This window comes from Vreelandella glaciei, from assembly GCF_013415125.1.
Classification (GTDB): Bacteria; Pseudomonadota; Gammaproteobacteria; order Pseudomonadales; family Halomonadaceae; genus Vreelandella; species Vreelandella glaciei.
On the sequence record NZ_JACCDE010000055.1, the window covers coordinates 1 to 15,383 of the forward strand.

The 15,383-nt window shown below is 55.6% G+C and carries 16 protein-coding genes and 1 pseudogene; 4 read left to right on the forward strand and 13 right to left on the reverse strand.

The window, feature by feature from the left end; all coding sequences use genetic code 11:
- Positions 1-55: 55 nt before the first annotated feature.
- A complete protein-coding gene (locus HZS80_RS22440; protein WP_179917371.1) occupies positions 56-367 on the reverse strand; it encodes a YrhK family protein in 312 nt (103 codons plus the stop codon).
- Positions 368-562: 195 nt separating this feature from the next.
- On the opposite strand from HZS80_RS22440, the gene HZS80_RS22445 reads away from it, so the two are divergent.
- Positions 563-1,810: a GGDEF domain-containing protein gene (locus HZS80_RS22445; protein WP_179917372.1), complete on the forward strand. Its 1,248-nt coding sequence runs from the start codon at positions 563-565 to the stop codon at positions 1,808-1,810.
- On the opposite strand, the gene HZS80_RS22450 is transcribed toward HZS80_RS22445, so the two are convergent.
- Positions 1,746-2,222: a DMT family transporter gene (locus tag HZS80_RS22450; protein WP_179917373.1), complete on the reverse strand. Its 477-nt coding sequence runs from the start codon at positions 2,220-2,222 to the stop codon at positions 1,746-1,748. The genes HZS80_RS22445 and HZS80_RS22450 overlap by 65 nt on opposite strands.
- A gap of 26 nt (positions 2,223-2,248) precedes the next feature.
- The gene (locus HZS80_RS22455; RefSeq protein ID WP_008959383.1) at positions 2,249-2,677 is read right to left on the reverse strand and encodes a DMT family transporter; all 429 of its coding nucleotides are present in this window, start codon (positions 2,675-2,677) and stop codon (positions 2,249-2,251) included.
- 89 nt (positions 2,678-2,766) lie between these two features.
- On the opposite strand from HZS80_RS22455, the gene HZS80_RS22460 reads away from it, so the two are divergent.
- Together HZS80_RS22460 and mtnK are read left to right on the forward strand one after the other, a co-directional pair.
- The gene (locus tag HZS80_RS22460; protein WP_179917374.1) at positions 2,767-3,699 is read left to right on the forward strand and encodes a LysR family transcriptional regulator; all 933 of its coding nucleotides are present in this window, start codon (positions 2,767-2,769) and stop codon (positions 3,697-3,699) included.
- Positions 3,700-3,813: 114 nt separating this feature from the next.
- Complete coding sequence (gene mtnK / locus HZS80_RS22465; protein WP_179917375.1) at positions 3,814-5,076, forward strand: S-methyl-5-thioribose kinase; 1,263 nt, start codon at positions 3,814-3,816, stop codon at positions 5,074-5,076.
- A 174-nt stretch (positions 5,077-5,250) separates the two neighbouring features.
- Here the strand turns inward: mtnK and HZS80_RS22470 are convergent, their stop codons facing one another.
- The 3 genes from HZS80_RS22470 to mtnB are packed head-to-tail and all read right to left on the reverse strand — an operon-like array spanning position 5,251 to position 7,123.
- Complete coding sequence (locus HZS80_RS22470; protein WP_035561258.1) at positions 5,251-5,799, reverse strand: 1,2-dihydroxy-3-keto-5-methylthiopentene dioxygenase; 549 nt, start codon at positions 5,797-5,799, stop codon at positions 5,251-5,253.
- 35 nt (positions 5,800-5,834) lie between these two features.
- Positions 5,835-6,521 carry an acireductone synthase gene (gene mtnC, locus HZS80_RS22475; protein WP_179917376.1) on the reverse strand — a complete coding sequence of 229 codons (687 nt, stop codon included), beginning with the start codon at positions 6,519-6,521 and terminating at the stop codon, positions 5,835-5,837.
- A 14-nt stretch (positions 6,522-6,535) separates the two neighbouring features.
- A complete protein-coding gene (gene mtnB, locus HZS80_RS22480; protein ID WP_179917377.1) occupies positions 6,536-7,123 on the reverse strand; it encodes a methylthioribulose 1-phosphate dehydratase in 588 nt (195 codons plus the stop codon).
- Positions 7,124-7,225: 102 nt separating this feature from the next.
- Between mtnB and mtnA the strand changes: the two genes are divergently transcribed.
- Positions 7,226-8,275: an S-methyl-5-thioribose-1-phosphate isomerase gene (mtnA, locus tag HZS80_RS22485; RefSeq protein ID WP_179917378.1), complete on the forward strand. Its 1,050-nt coding sequence runs from the start codon at positions 7,226-7,228 to the stop codon at positions 8,273-8,275.
- Here the strand turns inward: mtnA and HZS80_RS22490 are convergent.
- From HZS80_RS22490 to HZS80_RS23730, 7 genes and pseudogenes are all read right to left on the reverse strand, one after another.
- Positions 8,230-8,625 (reverse strand): antitoxin Xre-like helix-turn-helix domain-containing protein, encoded by a 396-nt coding sequence (locus HZS80_RS22490; RefSeq protein ID WP_179917379.1) that lies wholly within the window; start codon positions 8,623-8,625, stop codon positions 8,230-8,232. The two genes, mtnA and HZS80_RS22490, sit on opposite strands and share 46 nt — an antisense overlap.
- Positions 8,626-8,744: 119 nt before the next feature.
- Entirely contained in the window at positions 8,745-10,562 is a 1,818-nt protein-coding gene (recQ, locus tag HZS80_RS22495) for a DNA helicase RecQ (protein WP_179917380.1), read from the reverse strand.
- A 64-nt stretch (positions 10,563-10,626) separates the two neighbouring features.
- Positions 10,627-11,469 (reverse strand): carbohydrate ABC transporter permease, encoded by an 843-nt coding sequence (locus HZS80_RS22500; protein WP_144809141.1) that lies wholly within the window; start codon positions 11,467-11,469, stop codon positions 10,627-10,629.
- Positions 11,466-12,350 (reverse strand): carbohydrate ABC transporter permease, encoded by an 885-nt coding sequence (locus HZS80_RS22505; RefSeq protein WP_179917381.1) that lies wholly within the window; start codon positions 12,348-12,350, stop codon positions 11,466-11,468. Before HZS80_RS22505 ends, HZS80_RS22500 begins: the two co-directional genes overlap by 4 nt.
- A gap of 60 nt (positions 12,351-12,410) precedes the next feature.
- Positions 12,411-13,691 (reverse strand): ABC transporter substrate-binding protein, encoded by a 1,281-nt coding sequence (locus HZS80_RS22510; RefSeq protein ID WP_035561284.1) that lies wholly within the window; start codon positions 13,689-13,691, stop codon positions 12,411-12,413.
- 29 nt (positions 13,692-13,720) lie between these two features.
- On the reverse strand, positions 13,721-14,851 hold the full coding sequence (locus HZS80_RS22515; RefSeq protein ID WP_179917382.1) for an ABC transporter ATP-binding protein: 1,131 nt from the start codon (positions 14,849-14,851) through the stop codon (positions 13,721-13,723).
- A gap of 422 nt (positions 14,852-15,273) precedes the next feature.
- A pseudogene (locus HZS80_RS23730) lies at positions 15,274-15,383 on the reverse strand (IS30 family transposase); the annotation flags it as partial.

Here is a 15,383-nt window from a genome sequence, read left to right on the forward strand (position 1 = left end):
CTGGCGCGGAACTTGACGTTGGGCATGGCACTGTCTGGGTGAATGGCGATATTCGCTATATTGCCATGCAGTTCAGTAGGTTAGAAGCATTCCTGGGGGCCGGTCTCACGGATTCAGGATAGATATAGCGATGTAAGCGAATAGTGGGGCGTAGAAGCAGTTGCACACTACCAATCAAGAATAACCAAACACCGAAGGTCTTCAGACTGCCCTCGTAAAAGAAGCAGATACTGCCGAAGGTGAACCAAAGGCCCAATAAAAAATCATTGAGAATGCTCAACACCTCATAGCGCTGATGCACCACTAGCTCTTTGTGGCCGATGGTAAACGTCCAGTCACGGGTTTGTGGGTTCTGCTCACGCCGCATTCAATGTCTCCTTGTGTAACTATTCTTTTAAAAATGTGTTGGTAATTTATCGTTTAATATTTAAAGCAATATTGATTTTAACTAAACGTTAGTCTGGCACACTATCAATGCAGGCAAAGGGAAAGCTGATTTTTTAGTAGTGATTAATGCTGCGTGAAGGTTGTTAGTAATGGAGTAAGCAGTTGAGGGAGCGTAATGGTCAATGATGCACTGCTGAAAGCTGTCGAGGATGAGTTGGATGGCGCACATTGCCGATTACGTTTTGCTGATGACGTTGAAGCGCGGTTCGAAGCAGATACCCAGCGTCAGCGCAGCCGTAATATGGTGTTGGCGGGGGTGATCTCAGCGATTATCTATTGCCTCTTCTTAATCAATGACTATAGCTTTCGTCCTGAGGCCTTTGCTACCGCTGTTCAACTGCGCATGGGGGTAATGCTTCCCTTTGGTTTATCCGTCTTGTGGTGGGTGTATCGGGGTGTATCGCCGGTGCTGCGTGAAACCTTGATGGCGAGTACCGTGGTCGTAGCCACGGTGGTTTCCTGTCTTATTTTTGCTAAATCGGTAGCGCCCTACTCCTATTTAGATGTTTTTTCGTTTGGATTGATTTTGTTGGTGGGTAACATTGTTTACTCGCTACGGTTCAGCTATGCCTGTGCATCCTCCGCGGCGAGCATAGTCATCATCTTGGCCTTTGTGTTGCCTTATGAGCCAATGCCCGTTGAAGCCAAGCGGTTGGCGATCTTTACGATTATCGCGATGGGTATTTTTAGCCTTGTCGCTAACTACCGTTTCGAGCTCAGTGAGCGCACCTCTTACTTGCATGTGCTGAAAGAGAAAATCCGCGCTGGCTACTACTTAAAAGATAACCAAAAGCTATCTCAGTTATCGATCACAGATCCATTAACCAACCTCGCCAATCGTCGTCAGTTCGATGCGGTGTTACCTGTTCGGTGGAAAGAGGCCATTGATAAAGGGATGTGTATGGGGCTGATGGTGATCGATATCGATTATTTTAAAGCTTACAACGACTTTTATGGGCACCCTCAAGGAGACATTTGCTTACAGCAGGTGGCCAAGGCCATGCACGATAATAGCCGCGACGCCGATTTAGTGGTGCGTCTTGGCGGTGAAGAGTTTGTGGTGCTAATGGTGAATGCCTCGAGCGAGGCAACAAACGTAGCCGCAGAGCGTATTCGCGCTAGTATAGCGGCCTTACGTATTCCTAATTTTGGTGTCTCCCACCAGGCCTATATTACCGTCAGCGTTGGTGTGGCCGTACTGAGCCCAACCGATGAGCTTACCCCTACCGACTTATTATCGGCGGCGGATCGAGCGCTTTATGAAGCCAAGCGGCAGGGGCGCAACGCCATTCGTATGGCTAACTTGGCTGGTTCACCATCCGACGGTGACGCTGCTGGTGACTTAGATAGATTAAGCCGATAGCACCAATGAGCAGCGCCATCGCAATGTAGCGTGACGCATCTAACGGTCGCACGGCATTGCTTAACCAGCCGAAATGATCAATCAGTAGGCTCATCAATAGTTGGCCAGAAATGACCGCTACCGTGGCCGCGGCGGTGCCTACCCGGGGTACGGCAAACACAATTGCCAACATATAGACCACGCCAAACAGCGCCCCGGTTAACTGCCATTTGGGTACGCTGAAGAGCGTTGCTTGCTGTGCTGGCTCAAAAAAGAACATCAATAAAAAGGTCAGGACGGCGCCGATCACAAAGGTCAGCCAAGAACTCTCGATGACGCCTGCTTTTGCACCCAAACGGCCATTGATGGAGGACTGAGCTGCCAGTACCGCACCGCCGACGAGCAGTAAGATAAAGATAAGAGGGAGTAGCATGGTTTAGCTCCTGAATACGTTAGCCGTTACATTAACCACAGGGCGGCAAGAATCATCGCCAAGGCGCCAATACGGTAGCCGTCGACTTTACGCTGTTCGCTTCCCAGCCAGCCAAAGTGATCGATAGCGACGCTGGCCGCTACCTGGCCGCACAAAATCCCCACCATTGTCATACCCACTCCCACCAACGGTGTTGCAAGCGTCAACACAATGACGTAGACCGGGCCTAGGATTCCGCCCGTCAGTAGCCAGCGCGGCTGCTTAAAAAGGGCTCCCAGCTGTCTTTTAGGCGCAAACACCAGTGCTAGCGAGAGCAGTAGCGCGCCCACCATAAAAATTGACAAGGTGGCCGATAAGTGCCCAACCTGCTCGCCAAGCGGGCCTAGCAAGCCGGCTTCGACCGATAGCCCCATCCCGGCAATTAGCACGCCGAGCAGAATAAGTGCGTGACGCATAGGTGGCTCCGCTAAGTAAAAGAAGCGCGTACTGTAGAGAGTTAGCGTTATTGCTACAATGCGTCAAAACAGCAAAGGACTATTGCATTTTGGACAACTCGCTTCGCCTGTTAGCGTTACGTCTTTTTGTGCGAGTGGCCTCAAGTGGCAGCTTCGCTGAAGCCGCGCGCTACTTTGATTTGCCGGCCTCTTCGGTCTCGCGGCACATTGCAGGGTTAGAGCGTTCGCTAGGCCAGCGGTTGCTCTACCGTCATACGCGAGCGGTAAGGCTCACCGATGCCGGAGAGCGCTACTATCGGGAGGTAAGAAGCATATTAGAAAGCTTGGATGCCGCTACCGAGCAGGTGATCAGCGGCGCTAAGCAACCGCAGGGATTGTTGCGTCTTAATGCACCTGTGGCGTTTGGGCGTCGGCATATCGCGCCTTTATTGGCTAGTTTTCAGCAGGCAAACCCGGTCGTGGAAATAGAGCTCACGTTGAGCGATGCCTTTATCGACCCGGTACAAGAGGGCGCCGATGTCGTAATACGGGTGGGATCGCTGGGGGATTCAAGCCTGGTGGCCCGGCAACTCGCGACCCAGCGCTTTGTCGCCTGCGCTTCCCCCGCGTATTTAACACGGTGCGGCGAGCCCCACCATCCTGAACAATTGAGTGACCATAACTGCTTAGTCTATAAAGGAACACGCGGCGCTCAACCTTGGTATTTCCAGGGGGCTGGCAATCCTCAAGCGCAGCGTTATTCGGTAACAGGCAATTTGCATAGCAACAATGCCGAGAGTCTTGTGGAAGCCGCTCTGCAAGGACAAGGTATTGTGCTATTCCCCACATGGTTGCTATTCGATGCGCTGCGCGATGGCGGCCTAACGCCTATTTTGGAAACCTATGAAGCCCTAGGCGAAGCGACGCGAGAAGGAATCCATGCTATCTACCCCGAAAACCGCCTGCGCTCGCAGAAAGTGGCCGCCTTTTTAGAGCATTTGTTCGCGGAGATTGGCGAACGACCCTATTGGGATCACCATTAAGAGCGATGACGATAGTCCCCTTATTAACGTTTAAACGTTACTCTCTGATAATAAACGTCTTAAAGACCCCTATTCGGGCCTGAATATATGCAATGTTTTGGTGAGGATTGGCCTGTGGAGATTGATCAACATTACCGTGCGCTCGGCGTCGACACTCTATCCCAACGGCTGGGAGGGGTTGAGGCGGTGGCGAGTCGAGTGGGCGGAGAACCCACTAGCTGGGACATTCGCGAGGTGGGTGACGGTAACCTCAACCTAGTGTTTATCGTCTCCGGTGACGTAGGCAGTGTCGTGGTTAAGCAGGCGCTTCCCTATGTACGCATGGTGGGCGAAAGCTGGCCGCTACCGATTTATCGCGCCCACTTTGAATATTATGCGCTGGTCCGCCAGGCCAAGCGTGCGCCCGGCATTGCCCCCGAGGTGTACTACTTCGACAAACCCCAGGCGCTGTTTGTGATGGAGTACCTTCACCCGCACACGATTCTGCGCCGCAAGTTAATCAACGGTGAGCGAGTTGCCCAGCTTGGCGAAACCATCGGCCAATTCTGTGCCCGCACGGCGTTTCGTGGCTCAGAACTTTCGCTGAGCAGCCCCGAGAAAAAAGCGGACGTAGGACTGTTCTCAGGCAATGTAGCGATTCCCGCGATCACGGAATCACTGGTATTTACCGACCCCTATTACGGCGCTGAAATGAACCACCATACGCCGGAGCTTTCGCCGGTGGTGGATGAGCTTCGCCGCAATGCGCGACTAAAAGCCAAGGTGCAGCGGCTGTTAATGAAGTTCACCTCGAACACTGAAACCATGCTGCACGGTGATCTGCACTCCGGCTCGATTATGGCCACGGATACTGACGTGCGGGTGATTGACCCTGAGTTTTCCCAGTACGGGCCGATGGCCTTTGACTTGGGCATGGCGGTAGCCAACTTCCTGATGGCTTACTTCAGCCAACCCGCACATCGCCTAGAAGATGAGCTTGAGGCGTATCAGGCGTGGATTCTGGAGGTGATTGAAGCCTGCTTTACCCGTTTTGATGCCGAATTCCGCCACCTTTGGCAAACCGAGCGGACGGGCATTCTATTTCCCAAGTCGCTGTTTGAAGAGCAGGGCAATAGCGCCGACGACGCCTGCGATGCGCTGCTTGAAGAGATCCGCCTGGATGCGCTGGCCTACTGCGGTATCGAAATGCACCGCCGGGTGTTATCGCTGGCCCACAACGCCGACTTCGAAGAGATTAAAGACACCGCGCTGCGCGCCAAGCTTGAAGCGCGCAACGTGCTGATGGGGCAAACGCTGATTATGGAGCCGGAAGCCTATTGTGACCTGAATGCGCTGGCGGATTTAGCTAAGGCGTATAACCAGCAAGAGGTTTTGTAACAAAGGCACATTATTAACAGTTCAGCACTCACTAATAGCAGCTTTAATGAGCGAAGAGTGACTCAGACGCCGCTGTCATTGAGGAGCCTGCGACGCGGCAATCTCTGCCGGTGGTAGCAAGTCGGCCCGAGATCGCCGCGCTTCGCTCGCGATGACATAAACGGCGCCCCCAGTTTAAAGCTGGTCCAAGCGATCGAACTTCCCAGCGATATCGCTTTCGGTCCAGTGGGGCACCCAACCCTCGACATTATCGAAGAAACGTAGCGCGGTGAATTCCGGTGCTGGGCCCATATCGAACCAGTGGGGCGTGTTGGCAGGCACGCTGATCAGGTCATTGCGAGAGCACAGCACCTGATACACCTTGTCATCGATGTGCAGGCAGAATAGCCCCTGGCCTTTAACGAAGAAACGCACTTCATCTTCGTGATGGCGATGCTCGTTTAAGAACTTCTGCCGCATGGCGTCCTTCTCAGGGTGCGTGGGGACCATATGCAGCACATCCACGGTCTGATAACCGCCCTTCGCTTTGACCCGGTCAATATCTTCCTGGTAAAGCGCCAAAATATCTTCCTGGGTGGCATCGTCAGCAATCTCGCCTGGCGCAGCCCAGCGCTCAAACAGCACGCCTACCTTGTTGAGCTCAGCGGTCATCTGTTCGCCGTCAGTGGTGTCGGTCAGGGCGTCGTTCGGGTTTTGATCAGCAAATACTTTTAGTTGCGACATCAACAACTCTCCTTAAAAGTGACGGGCGATGAACGTTACAGAACGATTTCATCGAAGCGGGTGACGCATGCATGATGGGTACCGGCCTGAGTACCTTCGCGTACCAGTTGCAGCGTTTGCATGCCCGCCTGCTTGGCGGCATCCAGCTCTTCGACCACATCCGACAAGAACAGCACCGCATGCGCAGGTAGGTCAAGCTCGGCGACAATACGCTGATAGGCAGACGCCTCGCGCTTATGGCCAATATGGGTATCGAAGTAGCCGCTAAACAACGGGGTTAAATCACCCTCATCGCTGTAGCCAAACAGCAGTTTTTGGGCCTGTACGGAGCCCGACGAATAAACGTAAAGGGCTTTGCCTGCCTCTTTCCACTGGCGTAGCACAGGTGCCACATCGCTATATAGGTGACCTTTAAAATCGCCGCGCAGGTAGCCGTCGGCCCACACCATGCCCTGCAGTGCTTTTAGCGGGGTCACTTTTTGGTCGGTCTCAATCCAGTGCAGCAACTCAGCAATGACAGCTTCCAGCGTGGCATCAGGGTCACCCATTTCGCGGCGCACGGCGTCGATCTGCTCGGCGATGGCTGGGGTTTCTGCCTTAGCGCGTAGAAACTCAGGTAACTTATTTTGGGCGTAGGGAAACAGCACCTTATGGACGAAGTTAATATCCGTGGTGGTGCCTTCAATATCGGTCACAATGGCGCGAACAGTTGGGTTACTCATTTAAGGCTACTCATTTAAGACCAGCGACTCTCTTCAAGAACACAGGCAAGTAAAAACTCAATCGCTTCCAGGTGGCGGCGGCAGCTGGCAATGCTATCACCCACGGCATAAATACCGTGCCCTGCGACCAAAAAGCCCCAGGGCATCGGCCTGCCGCTGCGCACATGCTCGGCCAGTTCTTCCATATTCTGGGAGTTGGGTACTACCGGCAAACGGATGGTGTCGTCGTGAGTAGCGTTGCCCTGTAGCGCTTTTTGCATTTCAAAGCCGCTTAGCTCGACACCCTCTGGAAAGCGCCGCGATAGCACCGTGCTGGCCACGGTGTGAGTGTGGAGCACGCAGTTAATCGAAGCGTCTAAGCGATAGAGCGCGGCATGCAGATCGCTCTCCGCGCTCGGCTTACCATCACCTGATAGCACCTTGCCATCCAGGTCACACAGCAATAGATCATCGGCTTGAATGCGGGTTTTATCCCGGCCAGAGGCGGTCATAAGATAGCCCGCCTCGGTGCGGGCGGAAAAATTGCCGCCGGTAGCGGGCGTCCAGCCTTGCTGCGCCGCCCATGAAATAGCGGCCAGCAGTTCAGTTTGTAGCGTCATCATAGGGTCTGCGTCGCCTCTTCTATTGGCAGCCATTCTATATGATAAGCTTCGCGGCTGATAAGCCGTGTAGCTGTTCCGATCAAGTGCTTAAGGAGTCCATCGATGCCTCAACTTCAGTCACGCAGTTTGCGGGTTCATGCCGATACGCTTGAGTACTTGGATCAAACTCAGTTGCCGCAAGCTGAAAAGTGGGTGCCCTGTGACTCTCCCGAGGCGTGGCAGGGGGCGGTTAAGAACCTAGCCATTCGTGGCGCACCACTGATTGGTTTGAGCGCCGCTTTCGTGCTGGCGCAGTTCGCCGCGAGCCATCCAGAACATGATTGGCAGCAAGTCAGCGATCGCCTGCGCGCCACGCGTCCAACAGCCGTCAACCTAATGTACTGCCTGGATGCCATGGAAGCCTGCTTTGAGCAAGGCGCCAATGCTCTAGCCGAGCGCGCCGCCGCGCTGTTTGCAGAGGATCGTGCGCTGTGCCAACGCATGGCCGAACGGGGCGCTGACTTGCTGAAAACGGGTGACCGTGTGCTCACCCACTGCAACACCGGGGCGCTGGCCACTGCAGGGGTGGGCACCGCGATTGGCGCGCTAGCGGTAGCCAAACAGCGCGGTGTAGAGCTGCATGTGTTTGTAGATGAAACCCGCCCGCTACTGCAAGGGGGCCGTTTAACCGCCTGGGAAATGGCCGACCTGGGCATTCCCTACCAGCTAATTACCGATAGCATGGCGGCTAGCCTTATGGCTGCGGGCAAGGTAGATAAAGTGATGGTGGGCGCCGACCGCATCTGCGCCAACGGCGACTTCGCCAATAAAGTGGGTACTTACATGCTGGCAGTGGTCGCTCACTACCACCAGGTGCCGTTCTATGTGGTGGCTCCCTACACCACGGTTGATCCCGCTTGTGCCACTGGTGCCGAGATTCCTATTGAACAGCGTGACCCCGCCGAGATCCGTGGTGCAGCTGGCGCCTTTGGCGAGGTAGTGTGGGCACCCAGCGATGCCCCCGTGTGGAACCCGGCGTTTGATGTTACGCCCGCCAGCCTCGTCACCGCTTGGATTTTGGATACCGGTGTATTTGATGCGGCCGCGATAGCGCGGGGGGAGCACTGTCAGGGACGGGGGGTAGCGGCATCTAAATGCTGGCGAACAACGTAGAGATCAGAGACTTGCCCACTTAACAGGCGCTCCATTGGTGAGTGACCAGCAAAAAGAGGCGTGCTGTTGGGTCTCTGCAGCCAGCTATTAGCGCTTTCTGGGTTGGGAAGTAGTAAATGCAGCGCTTTGTAGATCCCTAGAATCAACGACATTCGCTCCAAATGATTAGCATCCAAGCTGGCCTGCTCTGGTGCCTGCTTCCAACGGCGATAGGTGGAATCAGGTACTCCCAACAGCAGAGCGGCCTCGCTCTCTTTAAGCCCCCAGCTATGTGAAATATGGGGGTAGGTACGCATTGCAGCGGCCCCCATTTTGCGGCGCTTATCGGCTGTTTTATGCTGAATGGCCATCTATTCTCCTCCTCACTTATGTATAGATTGCGCCAAGTGAGCGATTTTGAAAATAACGATCATTTGAGCCTTTCTAATTCTCGCTCGTAAGAACCACTGCACCCACTGATTCAGCTGTTTTACTCAGCTCCCTGATGCGCTTGGATAACGGCCAGGAATTCTTCGCCGTAATCCGCCAACTTGCGCGCGCCGATACCGGAGATCGCACCCAGTGCGTCCAGACTTTGGGGTTTCTGCTCGACCATCTCGGCCAGAGTGGCGTCGTGGAAAATCACATAGGCAGGTACGCCCTGCGCTTCGGCCAGTTCCCGGCGGTGCTGGCGCAGAGCTTCCCACAGCGGGCCGTGGCCCTGCGGCACAGAGGATCTTTTGTTTCCCCGTCGAGTTGCTTTGGCTTTGCTTGGTTTGCGCAGGGTCAGGGGCTGCTCGCCGCGTAGCACCGGCTTGGCATTGGCAGTGAGCTTAATGCCGCCGTGCCCCTCCATATCCACGCTCAAAAAGCCGCTGGCAATCAGCTGGCGAAAGAGTGCCTTCCATTCGCTGGCGGAGAGGTCTTTGCCTATGCCGTAGGTACTGAGGCGGTCGTGGCCAAAGCGGGTAATGCGCTCGTTACTTTTGCCCAGCAGCACATCCACCAGGTAGGTCACGCCGAAGCGCTGCTCGGTGCGGTAGACGCACGACAGCGCTTTTTGTGCGGCTACGGTGGCCTCCCAGGTCTCGGGTGGGGTCAGGCAGTTGTCGCAATTGCCGCAAGGGTCGTCCAAATGATCGCCAAAGTAGTGCAAAAGCGCCTGGCGGCGACAACTGATGATTTCACACAGCCCCAGCATGGCATCTAGCTTTTGCTGCTCGATACGCTTTTGCTGATCAGCGGCGCTGGAGCCCTGCTGCATCTGGCGCAGGGTGATCACATCCTGAAGGCCGTAGGCCATCCATGCATCGGCGGGCAGGCCGTCACGCCCGGCTCGACCGGTCTCTTGGTAGTAGGCTTCAATGCTTTTGGGCAGGTTAAGGTGAGCGACAAAGCGCACGTCCGGCTTGTCGATGCCCATCCCGAAGGCGATGGTGGCGACGACGACCACACCATCTTCACGCAGAAAGCGGGTCTGGTGGTGCTGGCGCTGCTCGGGGGGAAGCCCCGCGTGGTAGGGCAGTGCCGTCAGCCCCTGGCGTTCCAGCCAGACGGCAGTCTCCTCCACCTTGCGCCGAGAAAGGCAGTAGACGATACCTGCCTCGCCGTCGTGGTGCTCACGGATAAAGCGCAGCAGCTGCTCCTTGGCGTTACCCTGATTCTCGGCGATATGGTAGCGAATGTTGGGCCGGTCAAAGCCGCTGTTGTAAAGCGCCGCTTCCTGAAGCTGCAGATGCTCCATGATATCGCCCCGGGTGGGCACATCGGCGGTAGCGGTCAGGGCTATGCGCGGCACCTGGGGAAAGCGCTGATGAAGCTGGGAGAGCTGGCGATACTCGGGGCGAAAGTCGTGGCCCCATTGGGAGACGCAGTGGGCTTCATCAATGGCGAACAGCGCAATCCGGGTCTGTTCCAGCAGCATCTGCATCCGCGGCGTGGCCAGCCGTTCCGGCGCGACATACAAAAGATCCAGTTCCCCTGCTCGCAGGCGGTTCTCAACCTCGACCGCCTCGTGATAATCGAGGCTGGAGTTCAGGTAAGCTGCCCTGACTCCGTTCTGCTCAAGCGCCGCCACCTGATCCTGCATCAGCGCAATCAGTGGCGAGACCACAATCGCGGTGCCTTCGCGCAGCAGCGCTGGGATCTGATAGCACAGCGATTTACCACCGCCTGTGGGCATCAGCACCAGCGCATCGCCACCGGCCATCACATGCTCGATGATGGCCTGCTGTGGGCCGCGAAAGCTGTCGTAGCCAAATACCTCCTGCAGCACCTTGAGTGCTGCCGGATGTGGGTCGCCGTGCATTAATGCTCTCCTTTACTCTTGCCCGAAGGAGAATTGTCGCACGAAAACCCCGAGGGGCGTCTGCCTAGCGAATTCCCGCCCGTAAAAACGACTGCACGAACTGGCGCTGGAAAAGCAAAAAGGCAATGAGCAGTGGGGCGATACTTAACAGCGTGGCGGCGCTAACGGTGGCCCAGTTAACCCCAGTTTCTGGCGCAGAGAAAACGCCTAACCCCACCGTGAGTGGACGGCTCTCTACCGAGTTGGTGACCACTAGCGGCCAGATAAAGTTGTTCCAGTGGTGGCTAATCGAGACCAGGCCGTAAGCAAGGTAGGTGGGCTTGGCGAGCGGTACGTACACCTTCCACAAAATTTCCAGCCAGTTGCAGCCTTCGATGCGGGCGGCGTCTTCCAGCTCTCGGGGGATGGTTTTAAAGGTTTGGCGGAGCAGAAAAATACCCAAGGCGCTGGCCACGTAAGGTAAGCCAATTCCGGTGATGGTGTTGATCAGCCCCAGTTCGCTGGCGATGCGATAGTTCTCGACAATCAGCACTTCGGGGAACACAAAGAGCTGAATCAGCACCAGCATAAATAAAACGTTCTTGCCGGGAATTGGGAAGCGCGCAAAGGCAAACGCCGCCAGGGTACAGACCACAAACTGACCGATTACTACCCCTGTCACCAGCGCAAAGGTGTTCAGGTAGTAGCGGGCAAAGGGCGCTTGAGACCAGGCGTTAGTGAAGTTCTCCAGTGTCAGCGGGGCGAAGAGCTCAAAGTTCACCATAAATTCGCTGGGGTGGAAGGCGGCCCAAAAGGCATACAGCAGCGGAAAAATCCAAATAATCGCCAGTAGCCACGCGGCCACGGTTTCCAGCGCTGGAATTGAGAAGAAACGGGAGCGGGGCGCATAGGTAGTCGTTGTATTCATTGATAGTGCGTCCTGCGATCTAAAATCGTGAACTTAAGCGTGGCCACTACCGCGAGCACCAGCAGAATCACCACCGTAATGGTGGCGGCCGTGGTGCGGTCAAAGAACGAGAACGCATTCTCGTAGACGTAATAAAGCAGCAGGTTGGTGGCGTTGTTGGGCCCGCCCTTGGTCAAGATAAACAGGTGATCCACGACCCGCACCGAGTTAATCAGCGCGTTGATCAGCACAAACAGCGTGGTGGGCATGAGTAGCGGAAAGGTGACACGCCAAAAGAAGCTCCAGCGGCTAGTGCCTTCTAAGTCAGCTGCCTCTTTTAACTCGGGTGGCATACTCTGCAGCGCCGCCAGGTAGAAAATCATAAAGAAGCCGGCTTCTTTCCACACCGACATCACGATCACCGAGCTTAACGCAACGCTGGGATCGCCCAGCCAGTTCACGCCGGAAAAGCCCAACATGCCGAGCAGTTTATTGAATAGGCCAATCTGCGGCGCGTAGAAAAACATCCAGATATTGGCCGCAGCGATCATGGGTAGAATCGTCGGCGTAAAGTAGGCCATGCGCACAAAGCCGCGCCCGCGAAGCTTGCCATTGACGAAAAGCGCCATACCCAAGGCCAGCGCGATAGACGTGGGAATCGTACCGACGGCGTAGATGAAGTTGTTACGCGCTACTTTCCAAAACGTCGGGTCATCGAACAATACCTGATAATTTTCAAGGCCTACGAATTCAGTGGGTGCACCGCGAAAGCCGGGTAAAAACAGGCTGTTAATGACCGTTGTTACGGTCGGTAAATAAGCAAACGTCGTCAGCAGTAGCGCAGCGGGAAGCAGCAGAAGCGCGCCATAGAGCTGCATTTTGCGGTGGTTGGTGAATGACATAAAGACGTACCGCACGTTGGAAAAGCCGGGGCATGCCCCGGCGACAGTGAAATGCCTATATTAGCGGGCGTAGCGGCGCAACACGCTGTCGGCCTCTTGCTGCGCCTGACTAAGCGCTTCTTGCGGTGTCATTTGACCGGTGAGTGCCGCCTGCACGGCGTTATCCAAGGCGCGGCGAATGCGGCCACCCTGGTAGGTGGAGAGCTCTGCCGTGCCGTGTTCGAGCTGGTCGCGGGCGACCGCGGCGGGCGGGAACTCTTCCACATAGCCTTGTAACGCATCGGTTTCGTAGGCGGCGGGGCTAACGCCCATATAGCCCGTCTCAATTGACCAAGCTGCTGCGCGCTCGGGGTCTGTCATCCAGCGAATGAAGGTCATCGCCGCGCGCTGTTCTTCTTCAGTGGCGTCTTCAAAAATGTAGAAGTTGCCGCCGCCGGTGGGGCTACCACGCTGGGTTTTCATCGGCAGCATGGCGACGCCAAAATCAAAATTGGCTTCGCTGCGTACGGCGGTGAGGTTGCCCGTGGTGTGCCACATCATTGCCGTGGACTCTTCCAGGAAGTTCTGGCGGAGTGTGCCCCACTCGATGGTGCCGTCGGGCATGGCATTGTGCTCGGTGGCCAGTGATACCCAGTACTCTAGCGCTTCCACCGCGGCGGGGTCGTCAAAGTAGACCTCGGTGCCATCTTCGCTCATCAAGCGATGGCCGTTCTGAAACGCAAAGGCCTGGAACATCCAGTAGGGGTAGCCGGTAGAGGGCACCATGACGCCCCACTGTTCGCCGTTTGAGGCTTCGCGCACGGTCGCCGCCATCTCGGCCATCTCTTCCCAGTTTTCCGGGGGTGTTTCGGGGTCTAGGCCGGCGGCTTCAAAGGCGTCTTTGTTCCAGAACAGTACGATAGTGGAGCGCTGGAAGGGGATGCCGTAGGTTTTACCGTCCAGTTGGCCATTTTCCATCAGCCCTGGGTAGAAGCCATCGAGCCATTCGCGCTCTTCATCGGTTTCGACCAGGTCGTCAAAGGCGACGATGGCGTTCTGCTCAATCAGCTCGTACAGGTCGATGGAGAACATGACCGACAACTGCGGCGTTTCACCCGCTTCCATCGCCGACATGGCGCGCACGCGGGTGTCGTCGTAGTTGCCGGCGTAGATCGCTTCCACGTTGATATCGGGGTATTCGCTTTCAAACTCTTCCACCAGGTTATCAACGACATCGGTGAGTGCACCACCCACCGCGACCGGGTAGTACATGGTCAGATCGACGCTATCCGCGTTTACCTGGGCGGCGCTTAACAAGCCTGCTGCCAGGGCGGTCATAGCAAAAGGGATACGCAAACGCATAAGAGACTCCGCAAGTGTCAATACTGCTGTCAGTGTTGGAAAGAGCCCACCGCCGGTGGACGAGGTATGCTTCGAGATGAGCTGGGTAAGGGGGTCGGCGTCAGGTCATCACGCCGCAGGCCTTCGGCATCGAAAAGATGTGTATTCTGTGGAGTCCAATAGAGGCTGCATGGCTGGCCTGTCAGTGCCTGCTTGCCGCTAAGCCGCACGCGTAGGGTGTGCGATCCCACCGCCACATAAGCAATAGTGTCTGCTCCCAGGTACTCTTCACTTAATACGTTAGCGGGCACGCCGGAACCGGGTTCGATTCGCAGCTCGATATCTTCCGGGCGGATGCCCAAGTGGCCACCAACGGCATCCAAGGGGGCTACGGGGGTACTTGGTTCGCCTTCGATAACGGCGCCATTCTCACCGGCCACTAGGGGCAGCAGGTTCATGGCGGGGCTGCCAATAAAGCTGGCGGCAAAAGCGCTAGCGGGGCGGTTATAAAGCTCGTCTGGGGTGCCGTCCTGCACGATTTTGCCATGCTGCATCAGAATAACGCGATCGCCCATGCTCATGGCTTCCACCTGGTCGTGGGTGACGTAAATCACCGTCATATTCAGGCGGCTTTGCAGCGCTTTGATTTCCCGGCGCATGTCGCTGCGCAGCCGGGCGTCCAGGTTGGATAGCGGTTCATCCATTAGGCAGATCGGGTGTTCGGAAATAACCGAGCGCGCCAACGCAACCCGTTGGCGTTGGCCGCCGGAAAGCTGGCCTGGCTTTCGGTCTAGATAATCGGTTAAATCGACCAGCTCGGCGACCTTGGCTAGCCGCTGGCGCTGCTCATCTTTGGGTACCTTGCGGCTGCGAAGGCCAAACACGATATTGTCAGCCACACTCAAATGCGGAAACAGTGCGTAGGACTGAAACACCATGCTCAGCCCACGGTCGCCGGGCGGCAGGCGTGTGACGTCACGCTCGCCGATATGAATTTGGCCGTCGCTGGCTTCTTCCAGGCCCGCAATCATGCGTAGCGTGGTGGATTTACCGCAGCCTGAAGGGCCGAGCAGAATGACAAACTGCCCTGGGGTAACATCAAACGAAATACCATCGACAGCCGCAGAGGCGCCCCAGCGTTTAGTGACGCCCTCTAAGCGTATTCGCGATTGGTTTGACATAGCACACACATCACCGGCTGTTGGTTGTTATTGGTTCAGCTTGTGTTGAAGGTGTTGCCGTTTCATGACACTTACATGGATGTTTGATGACAGCAGCTGTGTCAAGCAGAAAATCATTTGGCGGCTTTGGCGTCATACAGCTACCTATTCCTCTGCTTAGCAACCTGCATAACTATTCATATTCAAAACTCTCGTTAGCGCATGCGAAGAGTTTTCTTTCTTTGCCTCTCTCTCGAATAATCAATTAGCCGGATGCACTGATAGTTCTTCATGTCCTGAGACAGAGCAGAGGGCTATCACCCCATTAATTATCGTTTCCTTCGTCACTCCTGTCCGTCTTAACTGTACCTTTTTTATGGGTACAGGTGCGGATATGTTAGAAGCCAGTATAAGCGCGAAAGTTAGCGCTTCTAATCCTGAATTCAACTAATAAGTGCAGCACCTGCGGTTTCTAGCGCTCCTGAGTATTCACCTAAGAACACCTGGGCTGGGGTTCGGTATCCCAGCCGCTTTCTTGGTCTATCGTTTAGCT